This is a genomic window from Candidatus Melainabacteria bacterium (assembly GCA_003963305.1).
Classification (GTDB): Bacteria; Cyanobacteriota; Vampirovibrionia; order Obscuribacterales; family Obscuribacteraceae; genus PALSA-1081.
Map to the genome: position 1 here is coordinate 345,579 of RXJR01000001.1, position 19,798 is coordinate 365,376.

Sequence of the window (19,798 nt, forward strand, 5' to 3'; positions counted from 1 at the left end):
ACCTACGGCGTAGACACCACTGGTGCTACAAGCTGGGCCCCATTTCCTGCGGCAAATTTGTTTCCAGGTTTCAAATCAGACAACTTCAAGCGTTGGTCCGGAGTCAGGACCGAACGAATGCCAAGAAAGTCGTTGAGCTGCATATCTTCGATTTTGTCTTGCAGCTGTCGCACTTCTTTTCGCTTGGCACGAACCTGGTCGTCACCAGCGTTAGCCTCGAACATCATGTCTCGTAATTCTGCCCGCTTCGCAGCCAGCTGTTTGCGCAGTTCGCGAGTCTTCGGTGCAACTTGTCCACGCATCTCTTGAATTTTTTGCTTTTGTTCGGGGCTAAGGTTGAGCGATGTCAGGTCGAGAGCTTTCTTTCCGAAGAAATTGCCGCCACCGCCTCCCATTCCAACCGCCCCACCACCCAGACCAGGACCCTGCCCAGAACCCGGTCCAACTCCAGCGCCAACTTGCCCACGCAGACCGTTAAAACCTGGCGCACCTTCCCCGAATCCACCTTGAGCCTGCGCCCGCCTGCGCATTCTTCGGCGTATCAGCGCTCCGTCAACACCGTCTCCCGCGCCCGCACCGATACCAGATGCGGCGCCACCGGGTGCCGCAGGCGACTGCCCGGCAGCATCGAACCTGGACTTTGGATGATAGTTTGGATCTGGCGGTGGCAAGCTGGCATCACCTTGTGCCAGCAGATATGGATGCTGAGCAGACCTCCACTTGAGCTTGTCTGCTCCCGACTGAGCCAGGGCGTTGACGTTCAAGGCAACCGAGGAGCCGATGAGAAGACTTAACGCCAACCGCTTCAAAAGCGCAGCTTTATCAGAGCTTGAGTGCATACAAACCATCCTCATCTGTTGTGATCCCTAGTTCCTCAGTGACTCCATGTTGCTCGGTGTCGTAGACCGCGACAAGATTGGTCTCGGCAGCAATTGCTCCGGGCCCGATTTTAGCGCTTGCGATCAAGTGGTCATCACTGCCGTCAAGGTGATGACCTGAAGCATTACCGCCTGCGACCGGCGCGAGCTCGTGACTTTTCTCGGCGACCTCCTGATGCGGATTGAATCGAGACAGGTTCTTAGAATTCTCATCACCACTGGTTTTTCCACGAGGCTCAGTTTTCTTTGCCTCATTCTTCGCAGTAGCAGATGCGACACCAGTCTTTTCTTCATTGCGATTTTCTACGACAGGAACCGGGTTCGATTGGGCCGACGAGGTTGAGCCATCAGGCTCTTGAACGGGTGTTTTCACGGGTTCGTTTACTGTTGCCACCTGCAACGATGCTTGATGCTCCTTTTCGTGTTTTGTACCAGTCTGATTTGAATTCGAGCTGGCACTAAGCGGCGCGCCCGACAAATTACTAACATCCTTGAAATTTGCAGCGAAGATAAGAACGGCAGCAGCAGCGGCAATGCCTACCGATCCCCAGACCAACGGACGGCCAAATCGACCGGTTGGTTTTGGCTGATTGGCAATTAATTGCTCGATATTGGCGGCTACATCAGTTTTTGGATTCAGGCGCGGCAACGACTTAAGAGAACTAGCGACAGCGGCAATTTCTAGCAATCGATTCTGGCACCCCGTGCAGCCGTTCAAATGCTTCTCCGCTGCAGCGCGCTCGACCTCGGCAAGCTCACCATCGTGGTAAGCGCTCAAAAGAGGTTCGAGTTGGTCGCAATTAAAATCGTTGGACATAGCAATCACCTGGATACTGCGGACAAGTTGTGATGAGAAAAATAGGGCTCCAGTAATTCCTTCAATTTGACCCGCCCATAATGAAGACGGGAGCGCACCGTACCAATACTCGTGCCGACAATTTCGGCGATTTCCTGATATTGAAACCCTTCAATGTCATGCAGCACGACCACCGTTCTTTGTGTGTCAGTCAATCGCTTCAAAGCTTCAATGACCATAGTTCCCTGCTCATTCAATTCTAGTGATTGAGATGGATCTGCGCCCGGATCAGTGAGTTGAGAGACGATTGTGTAAGCCTCCATCCCATCTTCGGTTGGCTCCGGCTTGTTTGATTGAGGATCAAAAGAGAGAAGACGAAAACCTCTCTTGCGTTGACGATTGCGAAGAATATCCATGCACTGGTTGTGCGCGATCTTAAAGACCCACGACGAAAAAGAAGCGTCCTTCCTGAACTTGGAAATATTCTGGTGAACTCTCAGAAACGTGTCTTGCACAACCTCTTCGGCCTCCTCAGCGTTGGATAGGATGCGGAAGGATGCAGTGAATATACGGCTTTGATATCGCCGCACCAGAGTTTGAAACATCACGATGTTCCCTGTCCTCCGGAAGTTTTCAATTAGGGCCTCATCGGTAAGGTCCACTGCTATCCCCCAACCAAAAAATTGGTTTCATATACAACTACGTAACCCGGGCAGAAATGGTTCAAACAAAACGCCAATTATGAGAAATTGTTAATAAAAACCTCACAAATTCCTCACGCCCTTCTGGCATACAGACTGGATGACTAAAGTTCTCCTACCCATGCTAAAACTGATTTCGTGCAGATCGTATGTGGATTTGCACAGTTGCCCCCAATTTAAAGAAGTTCAAATGACAGACAAGTTTCCCGTCCATATCGCAGGCAGTGTACTGATGGCGCTCAGCATCAAAGTTGCAGCATTCGCCGGCAACGTGCCGACGGAACTGCCCGGGCTGCTGAATTTCCACGAAGTACACTCGTATCTATATAGAGGTGGGGGTCCTTCAGAAAAATCGATGCACGATCTGAAAGACAAAGGCGTCAAAACAATCATTGATTTGCGAGCGCCTTCAGAAGGAAAGCCAAAGTCAGAAAGAACGAAGGAAGACGACCCGATCCAACCGAAAGAAGAAAAAGCGATTGCCGAACAGCTCGGCATGAAATATGTGCACATGACGATGGATTCTCATGCACCGACGAAATCGCAGGTGCACACTTTCATTGATGCAGTCGAGAAAGCCGAGAAAGGCGAAGGGGGTCCGGTCTTTCTGCACTGCGCCCACGGCTCGGATCGCACCGGTTGTCTGGTTGGAATATGGCGGGTCACACACGACAACTATGACTACGACAAGGCTTATCAGGAAATGCGAAAGTATTTCTTCAACACTAAATTCACCAAATTATCCGGTGCAGTCAAGCAATATGCAGATGACAAAGCAACGCACGTGACGGTAAGCAAGCAACAATAAGATAGCTTCGGAGCGTCGACGCGATCTACGCCGACATCGCATTCCACACAATCCAACAAAATCGACTCAACGACCGGGAACAACCAGATGTTGTTGCTGGACACTTTGTCCCGATGCAGGCGAAGCTGCTGCGGCAGCTCCTGAGCCCGTCAAACTGCGCAACTTGTCACTTGCCGTTTTACTCCAGGGATAAAAGCGCAGAATCTCTTTCAGAGTCGCCACTACCCGCGGTGTATCGTAAAAGTTCTCGCTCAGTTTGACTTGATACCACAGCGCCTGCCAGTTATTAGGGTCAAGAAAGAGAGCCTTCTCGATGTACTTCTGCGCTTCAGGGAACAACCGTTGCTTATAGAGATGCACGGCGATATCGACGTTCACGTTTGGATCCTGGGGAGCCAGTAAAAGAGCTCTATCGATGGTCTGTTTTGCTTCGGCAAGCTGACCGTTGTCTATGTAGAGCAAGCTCCAATCAGCCAGGATTCGTCCTTCCACGTCCTGCGCATGCACACTGCGCGCCTTCTCCTGACCTCTGACGAAGTAATCGTAAGCAGCTTTCGAGTGTTCCGGTCGATTCAAGTCTTTGGCCATGACGCGGCGCAAATTCCCCAGCCGTCCCGACAGGCGCGCTTGTTCTTTAACGTCATGGCTGCTGTCAGCGATCATCATCGCCTTCTGATAAGCCAGCTCGGCTAATCTGAAGTCTCGGCGCACTACTAACTTTTCGTCGCCCATATTAAGAGCCTGCTCGATTTCGGCATGCAATTTCACTGCCGGATTCGGCTGTAGCAGGAGGCGATTGAATTTGTAGTCGATAGTGACAATGAAGTTCTGAAAAAAAGGATTGCCCAATATGCCAAGACGTGAATCCTGGAAGAATCCGCCTTCTCTTCCACCGCTTTTAGTTGCCGCTTTCAAAGCTTCGGCACCAGACGGAAAAGTGAAGCTCACTTTGCGCGCCGGCAACCCCGCGATAGTGACACTGTCGATGACGACGGTGCCAAGTTGAAGCGGTCTGCCGTCCAGCCCCGTGCCTTCAGTGCTATGCCGAACATTGGCAGGATCGCTGCCGAGATATCTCTGTGCCACATTAGGTGGAATGTGATTGAAAGCCGCTCCGGTGTCAAACAAAAGGACCTGCTCGTCTTTGCCGTTAAAAATGGTTTTTACAAATGGAGCTTGTTTCTGCGTAAACGGTGTGGCGGCTGCTTTTGCCGGGCGAGGTGTTGAATCGATATCGGCAAAAATAACCGCCGGCTTTCCATAATCCAGTGTGACCAAAAATTTGCTAATCACATTCGTGCCAATAATTCCGGCGATTGGTTTACCCATCTGGCGCGATTGAGCGCTTAAATCCAGAATCCGAGCCGGAACATCATTCATCAAAAGATTGCCCAGTTCAAGGCGCTTGATTGATGAGGAGCGCGCCGTCACCATGCCCGACATTGCGGCAATATCGTACTGACCGAACTTGGTCAAATAATGTTCAGCCGCGACACGACGATCGATAATCGTGTCACTGGCACCGGTATCGAGCAGAAACTCCAGCTCCTCAGATCCATTGATTCGGCCCTTCATAACGATTTCGCGCTGAGAATAGTCAAAAGGCACACTGACTGGGCGAGAAACGCGATATGCCGTACCATTTGTGGGTCGATTGAACAGTCCTTCATCCACAGGCGTAGCAGTGTTGACGCTGCTCAACTCCAATTGCGACACCTGATTGTTGTTGCTGAACTGCAGTTGCTTGAAAGGAACGAGTGTGCCGGCAGCCGGTCTGTACTCGCTATACTCGATTGATACAGGTATTTTCGCCGACGCTTTTGCATCACCAGATACGGTATCAAGGTCATAAGAGCTGGCAACGACAAGATAATTGTTCTGGTCAAGAAACAATGTGGTGGGACTCGCACCTTCTTTACTGACTTCGATCGCGTAAACAGGAATTTGCTTGTATTGAGTTCTTCCCATCAGTACAAAGTTGTAGCCCTTTTCCTGGAATCTAGTCAGCAATGTCGGTTGGCGCTGCTGCTGCTCATCCAGCCAGACCAGCTTGTCGGGGCTGAGATTAGAGACTTCGCCACCCACAGATTGCCAGGCATTGACGCCATCATATGCAGTGCTGGTCGACGTGCGTGGCGCCGCTGACGAAGAAGCGGCTCCCGCATCACCACCGGCAGTAACAGCAGCGTCAGCCGATTCTGATGAGCTTTCCAGATCGATGCGCCATTTATTACCTTTACGTTCACAGCGATAGACAAGTGTCTGCCCCGTGTCGGTTGCCGTCTGTTTGCCGTAAGCGGTGCTATTCGCCTCGAGCGCGGTCAGCGCCTCTCGACCGCCGTAGGCAGTCAGAGCGCGAGTGACGATATCGTCCACTTTCACATCTTGAGCTGCACTGGAAGTACCTGAAGCTGGAGCCGCTGAAGCAGTAGCGTCTTGCGCCAGGGCGTTCGGAACCACCGACGAGAAAGCAAGCACGACGGCAAGTGCCGCCGTCAAAATCTGCTCAAAATTGCGGCCTATTTGGCCAGAACGGCTTCGGAACACTTGCCTGCCGGGGGCAGATTCAGTTCCGGCAACGATTGGTTGAGCTGGTGAATTTTCAAACACTGCGAAATCAATTCCTTTACCTGTGACAGTGGAACTTGATTCGCACCATCACTCTTCGCCACATCAGGATTAGGATGCACTTCCATGAACATACCGTCACAACCAGCTGCTACCGCCGCTTTGGCAAGGGTCGGAATATATTGCCTCTGACCGCTGGATACAGTGCCGCCGCCGCCGGGAAGCTGAACGCTATGTGTGGCATCGAACACAACCGGAAATCCGGTTTCCTGCATCATTGGTATGGAGCGAAAGTCAACCACCAGGTTGTTGTAACCAAATGTGGTACCACGCTCGGTCAGAAAAATGTTCTTGTTACCGCAATCCAAAACTTTTCGAACACTGTTACCCATATCCTTCGGAGCAACAAACTGACCTTTCTTGATGTTAACAGCTTTGCCGGTTTTTGCCGCGGCAACAATCAAATCGGTCTGGCGGCAAAGGAAAGCAGGGATTTGCAGAACATCCAGAACCTCGCCGGCTTCGGCACACTGCGCTACCTCATGAACGTCACTCAGCAATTCGACACCAAGCTTAGCCTTGACCTCGGCAAGCATTTTCAGACCTTCCGTCAGACCAGGACCGCGGAAAGAATCGATGGAGGTGCGATTTGCTTTATCGAAAGAAGACTTGAAAACAAAGGAAAAGCCAAGCTCGCGAGAGATGTCTTGCAGCGCCCGGGCTGTGTTGTAGATTACATCCCAAGATTCAATCACGCAGGGTCCGGCGATGATCAAAAAGGGATTGCCGGGACCGAAATCTATATTGCCGATTTTTACTGACACCATCATTCCTCCAAGACAGAGCTATTGTACGGCATCCCTTTGAAAGCCATGTGAAGGACTATCGAGGTCCCAGATATTTCACTAACCTATAGACGGTATGACCAGCCCGTTGACTCACCGGCATGACCAGGCCGGATCTGATTGCCTCGCCCAGAATCGGTCTGAGAATTCGAATCTTCTTCATCTGCCTGACTCCACCAGCCATTTCAGGCAACGTCATACCAAGCGGATTTTTGTCTAGAAGTTTTACCACTTTGTTATCCGCAGGATTCTTTGCCGCTGGCGGTTTTGGTGCACTTGGCTTTTTCTCATCCGGAGATTGCTCTGAATCTGACATTTGTCTTTGCGGCTCGGCTCTGGCACTGCGTAAAGGGATACGACAACAGGATACCGCGGTCCTGAAGAATAGTTACGGTTTGGACTGGAGTGGGCGAAAGAAATATTGAATTGCTATATATTTTGGACTTCGTAAACCCGCAGGAGTTGTCGAGTGAGTGTAGGTTCGTTTGTTTTCATGCTCCACAGCCACCTTCCCTTCTACAGAAAAGCAGGGATGTGGCCTTTCGGTGAGGAAAGCGTCTATGAGTGTATGGCGGAGAGCTATATTCCTCTATTGAACGCGATTGGTGACCTGTGGGATGAGGGCATAGCCGCGAAATTGACGATCGGCATAACACCCATCCTTGGCGAACAGTTGTCCGACCCGCACTTGAATAAAGGTTTCGAAAAGTTTCTCGCCGATCGTATTGAAGCAGCACAACTGGATGAACAGCGCTACAGCCCGCGTGGCGAGACACCAAATCCAGACTTTCTCCATCTCGCACGCTTCTATCTAAATTGGTTCCAACAAATCCGTAAGGATTATCACGACAGATGGAACCGCGACATCATCGGCGGATTTAAAAAGTATCAAGACCTGGGCTCCATCGAGATTACAACGTCAGCAGCGACCCACTGTTTTTCTCCACTTCTAGAAACCGATGAGTCACTCTACGCCCAGTTCAAAACCGGAATCGAGTCTTACAAGCGTCTTTTCGGACGCGCGCCGAAAGGATGCTGGCTGCCGGAATGCGCATACAGACCGGCTACAAAGGACCGTCCAGGTGTAGAAAAATGGCTGCACGATCTCGGTCTGGAATATTTCTTTACAGAATCATTCGTTATTAAAGGCGGTCAGACAGCCGAATTACGAAAAGTCTTCGGACCATACGGAAACATTGAATACATTCCAGCCGCACCAAGACCAGCTACAGGGCTCGATACATTCGAAGCGTTCTGGTTGAAGGAATATCCAGTTGCAGTTCTCGGACGTCATGAAGAAGCCGGATACCAGGTATGGTCGGCGGATCAAGGTTATCCAGGCGACGGAAACTACAGAGAGTTCCACAAGAAAGATGACAAATCCGGATTGCACTATTGGAAGCTGACTTCCAAAACCACTGACCTTGGCGACAAGCAGCGCTACAACCCTGAAGCTGCAGTGCATCGCATGAAAGAAAACTCAGACCACTATGTCGGTTTCATTCAACAGACCCTGACAGATCAGCTTAAAAAGACAGGTCAGCCTGGCCTTGTAATGGTTAGCTTCGACACAGAACTGTTTGGTCACTGGTGGTTCGAAGGTGTAGCCTGGATCAAAGAAGTCTTGAAAAAGATGCGCCAGTACACGGCAGTTACTCCTCAGACTGTGAGCGAGTACCTGACTGCCAATCCACCGCAACGCGCTATTGAATTGCCCGAATCCTCCTGGGGTTCAGGTGGTCACTATCAAGTCTGGCTGAACAACGAGACAAGCTGGATGTGGCCAATAATTCACGATGCAGAAAAAACCATGATCGGTTTGGCTGAACAGTATGCCGGTAAGTCAGATGAGCTCACACAGCGCATCTTGAAACAGGCAGGAAGAGAATTACTGTTACTCGAATCAAGCGACTGGCCATTCCTGGTAACAACAGGACAGGCTAAACAATACGCAATCGAGCGATTCAACGAGCATGTCGAGCGCTTCAACACGCTCACTGAAATGCTCACTAAGAACAAAATCGATGAGGCGAAACTGGCTGGAATCGAAGATATCGACAATTGCTTCCCGATCATTTCGCCGGCAGATTTCAAACATGCAGCCGTTGCAGCGTTAAACACGTCAGCTACGCGAAGCTAAAAACAGGCTAACTGTCTGATTCTTCAATGTGACCTCACTTGAAGAAAATGAATTGGCCTTCAAGGGATTCTCGGAGTTAACGGATGACCAGAACGAAAATTATTGCCACGATCGGCCCCGCGTGTAGAAATCCGGTGGTTTTAGAAGCGCTGATCCAGGCTGGTATGAGCGTGGCGCGTATCAACTGTTCGCATGCCGATCACGACTCCATTGCCTCGATTGTTGTAGATGTTCGAGAAATAAGTCAAAGACTCGATCAATCAGTGGGCATTCTGCTCGACCTTTGCGGTCCCAAACTGCGCACAGGAAAGGTCAAAGGTGGCAAAGTCGACCTGGTTACAGGCAAAAAGTTCACCCTTACCAGTAGAATCGTTGAAGGCTCAGACGAAATCGTCAGCACGAATTATCCGCAGTTAGCTCATGAAGTGAAGACTTCAGACACCATCTTGTTGCATGATGGTTTGATCGAGCTGAAAGTTCTGAAAACCACCGACACCGATGTCGAATGCGAAATTGTCAGTGGCAGTTATTTGAAAGACCATCAGGGTATCAATATCCCCGGTGTGCGACTGTCGATTCCAGCTTTGACCGAAAAAGATAAAGCCGATTTAGCATTCGGTTTGAAGTACGACGTAGACTTTGTCGCTCTGTCGTTCGTTCGCGACCCGCAAGATATTTTGTATTTGCGCGAATTCATCGGAGAGCACTGGCCGCCAGTTTCAATTATTGCAAAACTGGAAAAACCGGAAGCGATCGATCACCTGGAAGAGATTATTGATCTCGCTGATGGCGTTATGATTGCCCGCGGAGATCTCGGTGTTGAGCTGCCGCCCGAAAAAGTTCCTCCTGTGCAAAAGCGCATTACAGCACGCGCTAATGCCAAAGGCAAACCCGTAATTACAGCTACGCAGATGCTCGAATCGATGATTCATAACCCACGCCCAACAAGAGCAGAAGCATCAGACGTTGCTAATGCGATTTATGACGGCACAGACGCTGTCATGCTTTCAGAAGAAAGTGCGATGGGTGAATACCCGGTCGAAGCGGTGCGCATGATGAGAAGAATTGCTTCCGCGGCCGAAGGAAGTGTTGAATACTCGAAATTGCATCAACACGATCTGCCCACATCAGCTCACGCCATCGCTCACGCCGCCTGTAATATGGCTGTCGATATGAAAGCGCGAGTCATTGCCGCTTTCACCAAGACCGGCTCAACGGCACGATTGATTTCGCAGTTCAGACCGCCTGGTCCGATCATTGCTCTCACGCAACACGTCCACGTCTATCGCCAGTTGAGTCTGGTCTGGGGCACCACACCATTGATGTTGACCGAGGTGAGCGACTCTGAATCGACTCTATCGATGGTAGAAGAAACCCTCTTAAAGCGCGGCTTAGTCTCGCCCAAGGACAACATAATCATCACTGGCGGATTGCCGATTGCGGCCCGCGGCGCAGCGAACTTCGTCAAACTTTCTACGATTTCTCCGAAAGTGCCTGCGAGTTACTGGGAATTGAAAGGCATTTAGCTTTCTTACTTCTCAGCCAGCCGATAGCCGGTGGCATGGTTGCCCCACTGAAGAACCTGGTAGTAAGGCATTTCAGTCTGGTCTCGATATTGTTGAGGTCCCCACTTAGGATTTCCATTATAGTTGTAGGCAGGGACATTGGTTACCTTGCGCCCAAATGAAGAGTCCCGCACTGTAAATGTCTGGGTCTTATCGTTGTATCCGGTGATGATGTTGGCGTGCCAATAATTTGCCGTCGGCGGCTTGTACACGAAGAGCACAGGAGATTGCTGCTCCCGCAGATATTTCTTGATGCGTTCGAGATCGCCCTGACGCATCTGACCGTAAGAGTTTTGACTTCCTTCCCCGCCACAGTTGAAGAGAACATCTTTCTTATATGGCGGTACAGCTTCCGTACCGCGACCAGGGATGATCGGCTCACGCATCCAGGAGCAATCACCATAGTCTTTGAACTTCATACGTGCATCAGTAAGCCCAAGACCCCTCGCTATCAACTCAGGCGCATCAGTGTAGTTGTTGGCCAATTGAACAGTCTTACTCAAGTTAAGGGTCCATTGCTCTGACAGGTCGGTTGGGCCACCGACTTGCGGATTAACGATGCCCTTGGATTTATTGATCAAGTACTCGGCAATTCCCGTGGCAGACATATAAAGACAGGAGCCTGCACCGAGTTGATCTGGAGAGGGCAACATATAACCTTTGAGTTGAACGGAATGATCGGTTATTTCATTGACACTGTTTGGATCCGCAGGTCGTTCCGGCCTTTGCGTTTCCAGAGGTGTTTCAGGTCTTCGCGTTTCCGGTCTGCTTGTTTCGGGAGGTGCTTCAGGTCTCCGCGTTTCCGGTCTGCTTGTTTCGGGAGGTGCTTCAGGTCTCCGCGTTTCCGGTCTGTGTGTTTCTGGTCTACTCGCATCCGGTGAATCAGGTCCATGCGGCTTGCCGCGTCCATCGGCGGATTCCGGCTGTTGTTGAACTTTCTCCTTGGACGTCTTGCCATCTGGCAAATAAGTTGTCCATACGTCACCAGCAGGCTTGACCGCATACGTACCATCATCGTTTAGTTTGACCGAGCCCTTCCAGGTGCCAAGCAAATTGTTGTTTCGATCCAGCTCAGTCCAACCGCCCTTCTCGGGCTGATGGATATAACGTTTGCTTTGATGCTTGGCGAAGTCATCCACCTGAATGAATGACGGTTTTTCGTCGGAACCCGTGTACCCGAAGCTAAGGGTAGATTTATCATTCGGATACCTGATTTTGCTGATTCGACCCTGGTCGTCGAATGTGTATCGCGCCAGACCTGGTCCTTCCTTGATCTCGGCACCATTGCCACGTATCGTGTATTTCAGATTGTCTACAGCATACGAGAGATTACCATTGCTTTCCACTCGCAAATTGCGCACCGTTTGCGGTGGCACATCATCACTGCGCCAGCTCCCCTTCCCATCCCGCAACCAGGTTGTAGATTGCCCTTCGCACGTATCAACCAGCTTGGTCAGCCGTCCGTCCTCATAGGTCGCAGAGACCATCGTGTTATCAGGGCGTTTAATAGTGAGAGGATTACCATCAGCATCGCGCTGTATTCTGGCACCAAGTGCAGTGCGCTCTTCTTCAAAGGAACGTCCGTCGGTGCGCTGAGTCAGTACAACGCCGTCACGCACACCTTTAGAAAATTCACCATTGTCGTCCAGCGAAAAGTGAGGCGCCGCGTAGCGCTTGTGGTCGGGCGCAAGATAAAGCCACTGCCCGTTTTCCTTTACGTAGCTGAACTGCCCGCGCTCAGTCGTTGTCACAAGTTTATTGATCTCGCCGTGCTCATCGCGACCGAACTCGCGCGTTTTACCTTCTGCTGGATAGGTTATTTTGGAAATTCTATTGTCGGCATCGAGTACTACGTTGCTGCCAAATCGTTGTGCCGGTTGTTCGGGCTTGCGGAGCTGTTCACCGGCATCTATTGACGGCTCACCGGGGCGAACAATGCGCAAGTCAGGCAAGACCGATAGTCCATAAAACGGCAACTCATCTCGCGCTTGCGTTGCGACCCTGTCTGTCTGGCGCAACATGGCAATCAACGCGCTGGGCGGTTCGGATGTAACTGGTTGGTCCCGCGTCTGTGATGGAGGCAAGCCGATTTCCGGATGAAGTGAAAAGCTATCTGAGCGTCCCATAGATGACCTGCAGCGAAGGGTTTAGGGTGGTAGTAAGTGCGCTTCGGTCCAGCACAATTGCGCCAGACTGTTCTGAAGAGTCGGCGTGCCGCCACTTCAGGGATACGCTATGCAGAGCATAATTCCGCATGACGTCTAAATCTGTTATTTAATCGGATAACCCGATACTATTTCGATAAAGTGAATTTTTGGTGTCCAATCGGAACGCGCAACCACAAGATGCTGCCGTTGCCACTTTCACTGATGTGCAATCGGAATGCGGAACCAGAAAGTGCTGCCTTTACCATTCTCGCTGATAACGCCGAGAGTGCCGCCGTGTTGCTCGACTATTGATTTACAAATAGCCAATCCCAACCCTTTCCCTCCTAAAACCTGAGCGTCAGCTTCTTCCACCTGTTGAAACTTCTCAAAAATAACCTGCTGCTTGTCCTTCGGAACACCGCGCCCCTGGTCGATAATCGAAGCACGCACAAAGTCACCATCTTTTTCGCAACGCGCGATCACAAGCGAGCCCTCAGGCGCGTACTTGATCGCGTTCGTGAGGAAGTTACACAAAACTTGCAGTATACGACTGGGATCCATCTCTACTTCAATTGGCACTGTTTCTGCCTTGAGCTTGATTTTATGCTGATCGGCAAATGAGCGCACCGAGTCAAGTGCCGAGTCAATCAACTCCTCCATCGATGCAGACAAAATTTTCAAATCGAGCTTACCTGAGGCCAGCCGCTCGGTATCGAGCAGGTCATTAGTCAGCTTGATCAAGCGCGTCAAATCAGCCTCCGCCAACTCGACCTTGGCTTGTGCCTTTTCAGGTAGTTCGCCCAGTGCACCAACAGATAGAAGAGTGAGCATGCCCTGCAAGGACGTAAGCGGGGAGCGCAAATCATGGCTGACCATAGCAATTAGATACTGCTGCATTTTTCTCGAATCATTCAACTCATCGACCATTGAGTGAAAAATGTGATCGAGCTGCACGAGTTCATCACTGCCCTCCATGGGCTGATTCAGAGGCAAGCCTTTTGGCACCCGGACAGTGTTTTCCATGATCGTCTTGATTTTGGATGTGATTGTCTTTCCGAATAAAATCGCCAGAAAAATGGCCAGCAGAATATTGAAACTGACGCCAAACACCAACACGACTTCCAAATACTTTCGAATCTGCGCTTCCCGCTTCGGACTCTCTTCAGCGGCAACCAGATAGTCTTTGATAATAGTACGCAAGGACTTAGTCAGGTCTTCGATTATCCTTTTCACTCTGACGAGTTTTCCCGGACCGGCGATCATGTCTCTGCCACCGGCGCCGCGCGAGATGCTGTCGCACAAATCGTGCAACAATCTGGAGCCAAGCATGCCGTACTTGCGCCCTTCCTTGGCCATGGCCAGATGCTCGGGATCATCTTGCAATTGCTGGTCGAGCTGATCGAAAGCCTGAATGCACTTCGCGTCGTTTTCAAGAAATTTGTTGAGGAAAGATTCGCTATGCGTCAGACTGTAGCCGCCGACGTTGGCGGCCATCTGCGTGGCAAACGTGTTGATGCTGCTCGCCGTATAGACGATGTCTTTGACGGAACTTTGATATTTGATCTCCGCATCAGCCTGTTGGACGAGATAGTTATAAATTCCAATAAATATCAATTCGAAGGCGAGCGGAACACAGACTAGGATAAGTCCAATCTGGGCTATCTTGAAATCAAGGCGCATGAAGGTGCTCGCAAGGCTCAACAGTAGACCGGCTTGCCAAATAGCCGGATCAGTCCAAAGGAACGATAAAATAAGTTATAACAGACTAGATCACAGGCCTTCCCTTCAGAAAAATAACCATGGCAAAAATCCTCATCGTCGAAGATGACATGCAAGTCGCAACTACTGTGCGCGATTGGTTGCTCTTCGAGAAGTACCTCGTAGAGCATGTTGAGACCGGAACCGACGCTCTTGATATGATGCGCGCTTACGAGTATGACCTGATAATTTTAGATCTGGCTCTGCCGAAGATGAGCGGAATAGAAGTTTGCAAGCAATACCGCAGTTTCGGCGGGCGGGCGCCAATACTCATGCTCACCGGCAAAGACACAATTACAGAAAAGGAAATTGGATTCGATGCCGGCTCTGACGATTACTTGACAAAGCCTTTTCATCTGAAGGAGCTCTCGGCGCGAGTACGAGCGCTCTTGCGCCGCCCCACGACATTGAATTCAAACACCTTGAAAGCGGGCAACCTGGTGCTCGATTGCGTTAAACATACAGTCACCAAGGACGGTGAACCGATTCATCTGGCGCGCATGGAATTTACCTTTCTCGAATTTCTCATGCGTCATCCAGATCAGGTATTTAGCACAGATAAATTACTTGAACGAGTGTGGACATCGGATTCGGACAAATCGACCGAAACGATAAGATCAACCGTCAAGAAGCTGCGCAACAAAATCGACACGGAAGGCGTGCCTTCATTGATTCAAAATATTCACGGCGTCGGCTACAAACTCTCCGAACACTAACAACATAATTAGAAGAGCCACGCAATCAACGCGGCTCTTCTAATTTGCTGCATCAACCGGTATCTGGCGAATTCAGGGGCAGCCCAAAAGTTCTACTGGGGAACTGTAAGGAAGCTGCCGATCAACCATCTTTGCGTGCAAGAAACGAATCTTGCTCAGCCTGTCGGGTAGCCGTATCTTTCCAGGCGTTCACTTCGTTTTCCCAGATGTATCCGTCACGCGAAAGCATATTCCAATTGTCTTTGAAGAACTGGAAGCCCTGGCGCTCCTGAGCAGTCAAGTCATCACTGGAGAGATAACGATCGATATCACTTTCAGAAACTTTGTAGCCGGCAAATAACTGCCAGGTTGTATTTTTCTCGTAAGCAGCATAAGCAGCATCATAATTGGAATCTATCTGATCTTTCGCCTCGGCTTCGGCATCTTCTGCTCGTTCTGACACAAAGCTCGTCTCGACTCCACCTTTCAGAGCTGGCGGGAATTTGATTGAATCCCCCGGGTGCATGTTCTGAATCGCGTTCTTGCCGTTAAGCTGCTCGAGCTGCAATGAGAGATTAGCAATTTCTCGGTCAGTCGGGTTGGCATTGCCTTGAGATTTGAGCACATCGCTTGCCAGCGTCCAGCCACAGTCACCGGCTTTTACTGTCAACTGACCGGAGCCATCTGCAGTGACGGTGGCATCACGCCCGTTGATTTGTGTAATCGTGTTAGTCGTATCGACCTTTGCATGTCCGAGGTCTGTTGAATCAAGTCTTACAGTCGCACCGCTGGGATTTTTTCCGATCAGGTCCGAACCTTGTACGCCTGTGATTTCGATACCTGGCAAGATGCCTGCGGCATGGAGAGCATCGTTGACTTTAGCCAGTTCTGCGCCAGAACCTTTAGGTCTGTGGTCCATCATGTCGTGAATTTCTCTGGCGATATCGGAAAAATTGCTGTTTTCGTTTCTGCCTGCAATCTGTTTTGCGATCTGGTCACCAGTTAGCACTTCTGAATTAGCCATGTTCTTAAAATCCTCAATACGGGGGCGCAAGAGTTCGTTCAAGCGACGCCGCCAGGCAACGTCATTTGAAGCTAGTAATTGTTTTGGCGAAATATGTGGATGGGCTGTGTTTCGCCTTACACAAAGAGAATACGAAAAAACTTGTGTCGCAGGCATGACAACTTTGAAACGGCCAAAAAATCTGCCGTTAAACGCTTCAGACGCTCAACGGCAGATGTACTTAGCTGATTTTAGTAATGGATTGTTCAGTTAATGATTCTTGCTTTCGTCAGATCCTCCTTCAAGCGCAGGTTCCAGACTCGGATTTCCTCCATAATTTGTGAGGGTAAGTTAGGACAGTGCGGAAAATTCCATGACCTGAACTTCGACCAGATCTACTTCCGGCAAAGTTCCATTTCTCAAACTGCGTCCGGGATAGAACCAATCGTTCGTAGCATCTCCGTCAAAGGCATTGCCTCCATCGGCAAGAGCCAGAGGCGGCAATAGTGAATCAGGAATACCACTGAGCAGCTCTTCGATTGCCTGACTGGTGAGCATGAAGATGTCTTTGCGTGGCTCCTGCGGAACAGAAGTTGCATCCGAACCTACAGGAGCGGGAGCTGTCGAATTATTAGTGATCTGACTAAAACGGTTGAGCATACTGTGTGCTGCTGTACTCATGTCACGTAACCTCTATAAAATCGACAGCTCCGCTGTTCCAATCTATGCGAACAATCCGGCTAAAGCAGGGTTGTGCTTGATGGCGTCGTCTACCTTCAGTTCTTCCTTGCTATTCAACGACTTGCGGTTACCGTTGGCGTGGCGCAGTTGATTTACCAACTCTTTCAACTCTTTCTGGCTTGGTTCGTACTTCTTATCGCCTTTATGAGCTTCAGAGAGGAGACGCTCGGCAACGTGATAGTAGCCTTGACCGGACTGTACGACGAGAGCTTTGTGAGCCTCAGCCTTCATATCGCCACCAGGAGTTGTTACAGGCGGAGCTGCGTCGACTGGCTTTGGAGTGGCATCCAATCCACCTTTTTTCAGCGCCGCATCAGACATGTTGTGCTCGTGAGCTTTAGCAGCGATTTCATCTTTCGAGAAGTCTTTCTTGCCGTACAATCTGCCATCTTCTTGCAGTGTCTTGAGGTAGCTCAATGAAGCACGATCCGCAGCATTCAGATTAGGATTAGCGAGAGCTTTATCGAGATTGTCGCCACTGACTCCGCCATCAGGACTCTTGATTTGATCGTAGAGACTTGGCTTACCATCTTTCTTATCAAAGAGGTGGCTAAATTGTTGTTCGCGTGCTTTCTGCTCAGGTGATTCAGCTGGCTTGGCTGGATTGGCAGCCAGTTTATCGAAGTTGACACCCGAATCAGCACCCATCTTTTGCAAATCAGCTCGACTCAGATTGGTGCGAGGTGAGATGTTGCCGTCCATGCCTGGGTTGGCAAGCTGATTTTGTGTGATCTGATCGTTGAGTGCCTGCAGTGTCTTTTGATTTTCCGCTGTCAGATTATGGCGTTCAGGATGAGCAATAAAGTCTTGAACTTTGGCTTCATCAACTCCACCTTTGCCGTCGCCGACTTTATCGAGCAAGCTTGCCTTGCCGCCTGGCTTGGCAGTCAGGTCGCTGAGAGCTGCTGCGGTACGTTGCTGATCTCCACTTTGTGGCTCGGCTTGTTTTTTGAGCTTGGCGATGTCTTCTGGTTTCAAACCGGCGTTCTCGTCCAGTTTCTTAACTTGATCTGCCGTCAGGTCGCCAGTACGCGAACCAAGCCCCATGTACGATTTATCACGCTGCTGGTTGAGGCGCTCCAGGCTAGCTCTATCGGCGTCAGACAAAGAAGGATCAGCAAGTCTCTTGTCCAACTTATCTCCGGAAACTCCGCCCTTACCGTCACCAACAGAGTCAAGAAGAGTCTTTCCGTTGGCATCTTTGGCATGCAGATTGCGCATGTCGGCTTTGTTTTGTTCCTGCCCGAGGTACTTGGTGATGTCGCCTTGAGTAATAACCTTTCCATCAGTGGAAATCTGAGTAAAGTGGTCCTGCAGTCGCTTGGCAAGCGCTTTTTCGGCTGGGCTCGTGGCTTTGTCACCGTACTGCTGAATGTCTTCCTTGCTGATTTGACCATAACCAAAAGTGCTTTTGACACTGTGCAAATCGCTCATAATCTTTTGAGCAGCCAGACCTTCAGCGCGCGTGCCGTAGCCGTCACGATCAAGTTGAGCCAATGCCTTTGTCTGTGATGGACCCGTAATGGAATCAAGTTCTTTCAAGAATGGACTTGGATCAGAAGGGCTTTTCGAAATAGCTGACTCGACGCGATCAGTGCCTCTCTTCTCTTCTTTGGTAGGAGCTTCGGTTCTTGCCATTTTTATAGGTCCTCACTTGGGTGTGTATCCGCGAAATAGCGGTGCCACTGGGGGTGGTGGCGGGTGCTTTGTCAGGTGGGGCGAAGCAGTCGGTAGTAAGTCCAACTTCAACTTTGTGAACGCAGTATAAGAAATGGATATTACCGAGACATTACCAACTTGTACGGTTGTCAACGACAGGCAATTTTGCCAACCTGTCAGCTTCTTCGCGCCAACCTGTTAGCTGATAAGCAATAGATCAGTAAGTAAGTGACCACTTATCGGGTCCGACCCCTATCAGTGGAGCAAGTGCAATCACTATTTGCGAACTAAACTCAAGTGAAATAAACGCCGACAGCCCCGGTCACCCGACGAATCAAACGTACGGTATCGAGCTCAATTTCCTGACCGTATTCCAGTTCATCCATGGCGCGCTTCTTCAAGACAGCTATCAGCTCGCGCTTCTCGTCTTCGGCCAGCTCAATCTTTTTATGGTGATTGTCTGCCGCCATCTGCAGCAGTTCCATAATGCTCAAATTCGGGTCGATAACTACCATCGCTCGGACTACTTCTACTTTCACTGGAAGGATTCACGGGTCCCCTGAGCATGTGCTCAATCATAGATTAGGCTCTGCGATTTTGCAGGACAATTCGTAATTCAATCAAAAGGCGGGAATTTCCCCCACGCCCAACCGGGAAGGTTACGCAGTGAGCAGCCAGTTGAGCAGCATCAAAACGAAGCTCTGCCAGAAGAAGAGGTCTGTCAAAGGATCAGATTGAGAATTCCAGCCTAATGAGCGGTGTCGGTATTCGGCACGACATAGCCGCAAACCGGATCATTCTTGAGGATATATTGCTGTCGCGTTACCTTTACACCTAAAAGATTTTCCATCAATTGAGGTTCGAGAACACACAGCTGCTGATATTGCAGCGCCAGATCGTGCACGGCGCAATGCCTTTGAAAAATAATGAAGTTGCCGTCTGGAAGAGTCTCCCATTCAGTCATATAGCCATTTTCCGAGAAGATTTTGGCAACCTCGGCCACTTTCCCCTTCATGTCCTTGCCGATCACACGAGACTTGAAACGGTCAGCCATTTTGTCGTTGCGGCGACTGAGCAAATCCATGACACCAGTGTCTCCGCTCTGCTCATACACAACGTCGAGCAGATCGACTGCCAGGTTCTGGAACCCAGTCGGGAATAACCCCTCCGCCTTTTCGGTCAATTTATAGTGATAAGTCGGGCGTCCGCGAGACTGCCGCACAATGCGCGAATGAACCAGCCCGTCCTTTTGAAGGGCGGCAATATGGCGCCTGACCGCCATTGACGTGATGCCCAGCTCCTTACACAAGTCGGCGACAGTGACCTCGCCCATGCGCTTGATAAACACGAGCACGGCTTCTTGGGTACGTTCGGGATTGTCGCCTAACTGCTGAATCATCGGAATGGCCTCGTTATCTCATTCTACTCTTCTGAAAGCGCCCGTGGTTGGGACTTTTGTATCAGTTCGCTACTTGATCCTTAAGAAGGACGAAT

The 19,798-nt window shown here is 50.3% G+C and carries 17 protein-coding genes; 4 read left to right on the forward strand and 13 right to left on the reverse strand.

Annotated features, from left to right (window positions below; all coding sequences use genetic code 11):
• Positions 1–2: 2 nt before the first annotated feature.
• From EKK48_01430 to EKK48_01440, 3 genes are read right to left on the reverse strand one after another with little or no spacing between them, the layout of a single operon-like run.
• Positions 3–854 carry a periplasmic heavy metal sensor gene (locus tag EKK48_01430; protein ID RTL46028.1) on the reverse strand — a complete coding sequence of 284 codons (852 nt, stop codon included), beginning with the start codon at positions 852–854 and terminating at the stop codon, positions 3–5.
• On the reverse strand, positions 823–1,695 hold the full coding sequence (locus tag EKK48_01435; protein ID RTL46029.1) for a zf-HC2 domain-containing protein: 873 nt from the start codon (positions 1,693–1,695) through the stop codon (positions 823–825). Before EKK48_01435 ends, EKK48_01430 begins: the two co-directional genes overlap by 32 nt.
• A gap of 5 nt (positions 1,696–1,700) precedes the next feature.
• Positions 1,701–2,279, reverse strand: a complete 579-nt coding sequence (locus tag EKK48_01440; GenBank protein RTL46030.1) for a sigma-70 family RNA polymerase sigma factor — start codon at positions 2,277–2,279, stop codon at positions 1,701–1,703.
• A gap of 196 nt (positions 2,280–2,475) precedes the next feature.
• On the opposite strand from EKK48_01440, the gene EKK48_01445 reads away from it, so the two are divergent.
• Positions 2,476–3,183, forward strand: coding sequence for a hypothetical protein (locus EKK48_01445; GenBank protein ID RTL46031.1), 708 nt, complete (start codon positions 2,476–2,478; stop codon positions 3,181–3,183).
• Between the two features lie 66 nt (positions 3,184–3,249).
• On the opposite strand, the gene EKK48_01450 is transcribed toward EKK48_01445, so the two are convergent.
• From EKK48_01450 to EKK48_01460, 3 genes are read right to left on the reverse strand one after another with little or no spacing between them, the layout of a single operon-like run.
• The gene (locus EKK48_01450; protein ID RTL46032.1) at positions 3,250–5,682 is read right to left on the reverse strand and encodes a hypothetical protein; all 2,433 of its coding nucleotides are present in this window, start codon (positions 5,680–5,682) and stop codon (positions 3,250–3,252) included.
• 20 nt (positions 5,683–5,702) lie between these two features.
• The gene (locus tag EKK48_01455) at positions 5,703–6,578 is read right to left on the reverse strand and encodes a 3-deoxy-8-phosphooctulonate synthase (protein ID RTL46248.1); all 876 of its coding nucleotides are present in this window, start codon (positions 6,576–6,578) and stop codon (positions 5,703–5,705) included.
• 55 nt (positions 6,579–6,633) lie between these two features.
• Complete coding sequence (locus tag EKK48_01460) at positions 6,634–6,912, reverse strand: hypothetical protein (protein RTL46033.1); 279 nt, start codon at positions 6,910–6,912, stop codon at positions 6,634–6,636.
• Positions 6,913–7,065: 153 nt separating this feature from the next.
• Here EKK48_01460 and EKK48_01465 point away from each other — a divergent pair, with 153 nt between their 5' ends.
• Together EKK48_01465 and pyk are read left to right on the forward strand one after the other, a co-directional pair.
• Positions 7,066–8,736, forward strand: a complete 1,671-nt coding sequence (locus tag EKK48_01465; GenBank protein RTL46034.1) for a DUF1957 domain-containing protein — start codon at positions 7,066–7,068, stop codon at positions 8,734–8,736.
• Positions 8,737–8,819: 83 nt separating this feature from the next.
• Entirely contained in the window at positions 8,820–10,262 is a 1,443-nt protein-coding gene (gene pyk, locus EKK48_01470) for a pyruvate kinase (GenBank protein RTL46035.1), read from the forward strand.
• A 5-nt stretch (positions 10,263–10,267) separates the two neighbouring features.
• On the opposite strand, the gene EKK48_01475 is transcribed toward pyk, so the two are convergent.
• Together EKK48_01475 and EKK48_01480 are read right to left on the reverse strand one after the other, a co-directional pair.
• Entirely contained in the window at positions 10,268–12,427 is a 2,160-nt protein-coding gene (locus EKK48_01475; protein RTL46036.1) for a hypothetical protein, read from the reverse strand.
• Between the two features lie 237 nt (positions 12,428–12,664).
• A complete protein-coding gene (locus EKK48_01480; GenBank protein RTL46037.1) occupies positions 12,665–14,128 on the reverse strand; it encodes a HAMP domain-containing histidine kinase in 1,464 nt (487 codons plus the stop codon).
• Between the two features lie 119 nt (positions 14,129–14,247).
• On the opposite strand from EKK48_01480, the gene EKK48_01485 reads away from it, so the two are divergent.
• Positions 14,248–14,922 (forward strand): response regulator transcription factor, encoded by a 675-nt coding sequence (locus EKK48_01485; GenBank protein RTL46038.1) that lies wholly within the window; start codon positions 14,248–14,250, stop codon positions 14,920–14,922.
• Between the two features lie 121 nt (positions 14,923–15,043).
• Here the strand turns inward: EKK48_01485 and EKK48_01490 are convergent, their stop codons facing one another.
• The 5 genes from EKK48_01490 to EKK48_01510 form a co-directional block, all read right to left on the reverse strand.
• Complete coding sequence (locus EKK48_01490) at positions 15,044–15,925, reverse strand: hypothetical protein (GenBank protein ID RTL46039.1); 882 nt, start codon at positions 15,923–15,925, stop codon at positions 15,044–15,046.
• A 330-nt stretch (positions 15,926–16,255) separates the two neighbouring features.
• The gene (locus EKK48_01495; GenBank protein RTL46040.1) at positions 16,256–16,585 is read right to left on the reverse strand and encodes a hypothetical protein; all 330 of its coding nucleotides are present in this window, start codon (positions 16,583–16,585) and stop codon (positions 16,256–16,258) included.
• A 42-nt stretch (positions 16,586–16,627) separates the two neighbouring features.
• Entirely contained in the window at positions 16,628–18,283 is a 1,656-nt protein-coding gene (locus tag EKK48_01500) for a hypothetical protein (protein RTL46041.1), read from the reverse strand.
• 314 nt (positions 18,284–18,597) lie between these two features.
• Positions 18,598–18,843 (reverse strand): hypothetical protein, encoded by a 246-nt coding sequence (locus EKK48_01505; GenBank protein RTL46042.1) that lies wholly within the window; start codon positions 18,841–18,843, stop codon positions 18,598–18,600.
• 209 nt (positions 18,844–19,052) lie between these two features.
• Complete coding sequence (locus EKK48_01510; protein ID RTL46043.1) at positions 19,053–19,703, reverse strand: MarR family transcriptional regulator; 651 nt, start codon at positions 19,701–19,703, stop codon at positions 19,053–19,055.
• Between the last annotated feature and the right edge of the window lie 95 nt (positions 19,704–19,798).

What these genes read in the sequence shown, in the direction of transcription:
- EKK48_01460 (RTL46033.1), bottom strand. Translation starts at nt 6,912, where the DNA reads ATGTCAGATTCAGAGCAATCTCCGGATGAGAAAAAGCCAAGTGCACCA.
- EKK48_01495 (RTL46040.1), bottom strand. Translation starts at nt 16,585, where the DNA reads ATGAGTACAGCAGCACACAGTATGCTCAACCGTTTTAGTCAGATCACT.
- EKK48_01430 (RTL46028.1), bottom strand. Translation starts at nt 854, where the DNA reads ATGAGGATGGTTTGTATGCACTCAAGCTCTGATAAAGCTGCGCTTTTG.
- EKK48_01485 (RTL46038.1), top strand. Translation starts at nt 14,248, where the DNA reads ATGGCAAAAATCCTCATCGTCGAAGATGACATGCAAGTCGCAACTACT.
- EKK48_01510 (RTL46043.1), bottom strand. Translation starts at nt 19,703, where the DNA reads ATGATTCAGCAGTTAGGCGACAATCCCGAACGTACCCAAGAAGCCGTG.
- EKK48_01445 (RTL46031.1), top strand. Translation starts at nt 2,476, where the DNA reads ATGACTAAAGTTCTCCTACCCATGCTAAAACTGATTTCGTGCAGATCG.
- EKK48_01455 (RTL46248.1), bottom strand. Translation starts at nt 6,578, where the DNA reads ATGGTGTCAGTAAAAATCGGCAATATAGATTTCGGTCCCGGCAATCCC.
- EKK48_01435 (RTL46029.1), bottom strand. Translation starts at nt 1,695, where the DNA reads ATGTCCAACGATTTTAATTGCGACCAACTCGAACCTCTTTTGAGCGCT.
- EKK48_01440 (RTL46030.1), bottom strand. Translation starts at nt 2,279, where the DNA reads ATGTTTCAAACTCTGGTGCGGCGATATCAAAGCCGTATATTCACTGCA.
- EKK48_01475 (RTL46036.1), bottom strand. Translation starts at nt 12,427, where the DNA reads ATGGGACGCTCAGATAGCTTTTCACTTCATCCGGAAATCGGCTTGCCT.
- pyk (RTL46035.1), top strand. Translation starts at nt 8,820, where the DNA reads ATGACCAGAACGAAAATTATTGCCACGATCGGCCCCGCGTGTAGAAAT.
- EKK48_01490 (RTL46039.1), bottom strand. Translation starts at nt 15,925, where the DNA reads ATGGCTAATTCAGAAGTGCTAACTGGTGACCAGATCGCAAAACAGATT.
- EKK48_01480 (RTL46037.1), bottom strand. Translation starts at nt 14,128, where the DNA reads ATGCGCCTTGATTTCAAGATAGCCCAGATTGGACTTATCCTAGTCTGT.
- EKK48_01500 (RTL46041.1), bottom strand. Translation starts at nt 18,283, where the DNA reads ATGGCAAGAACCGAAGCTCCTACCAAAGAAGAGAAGAGAGGCACTGAT.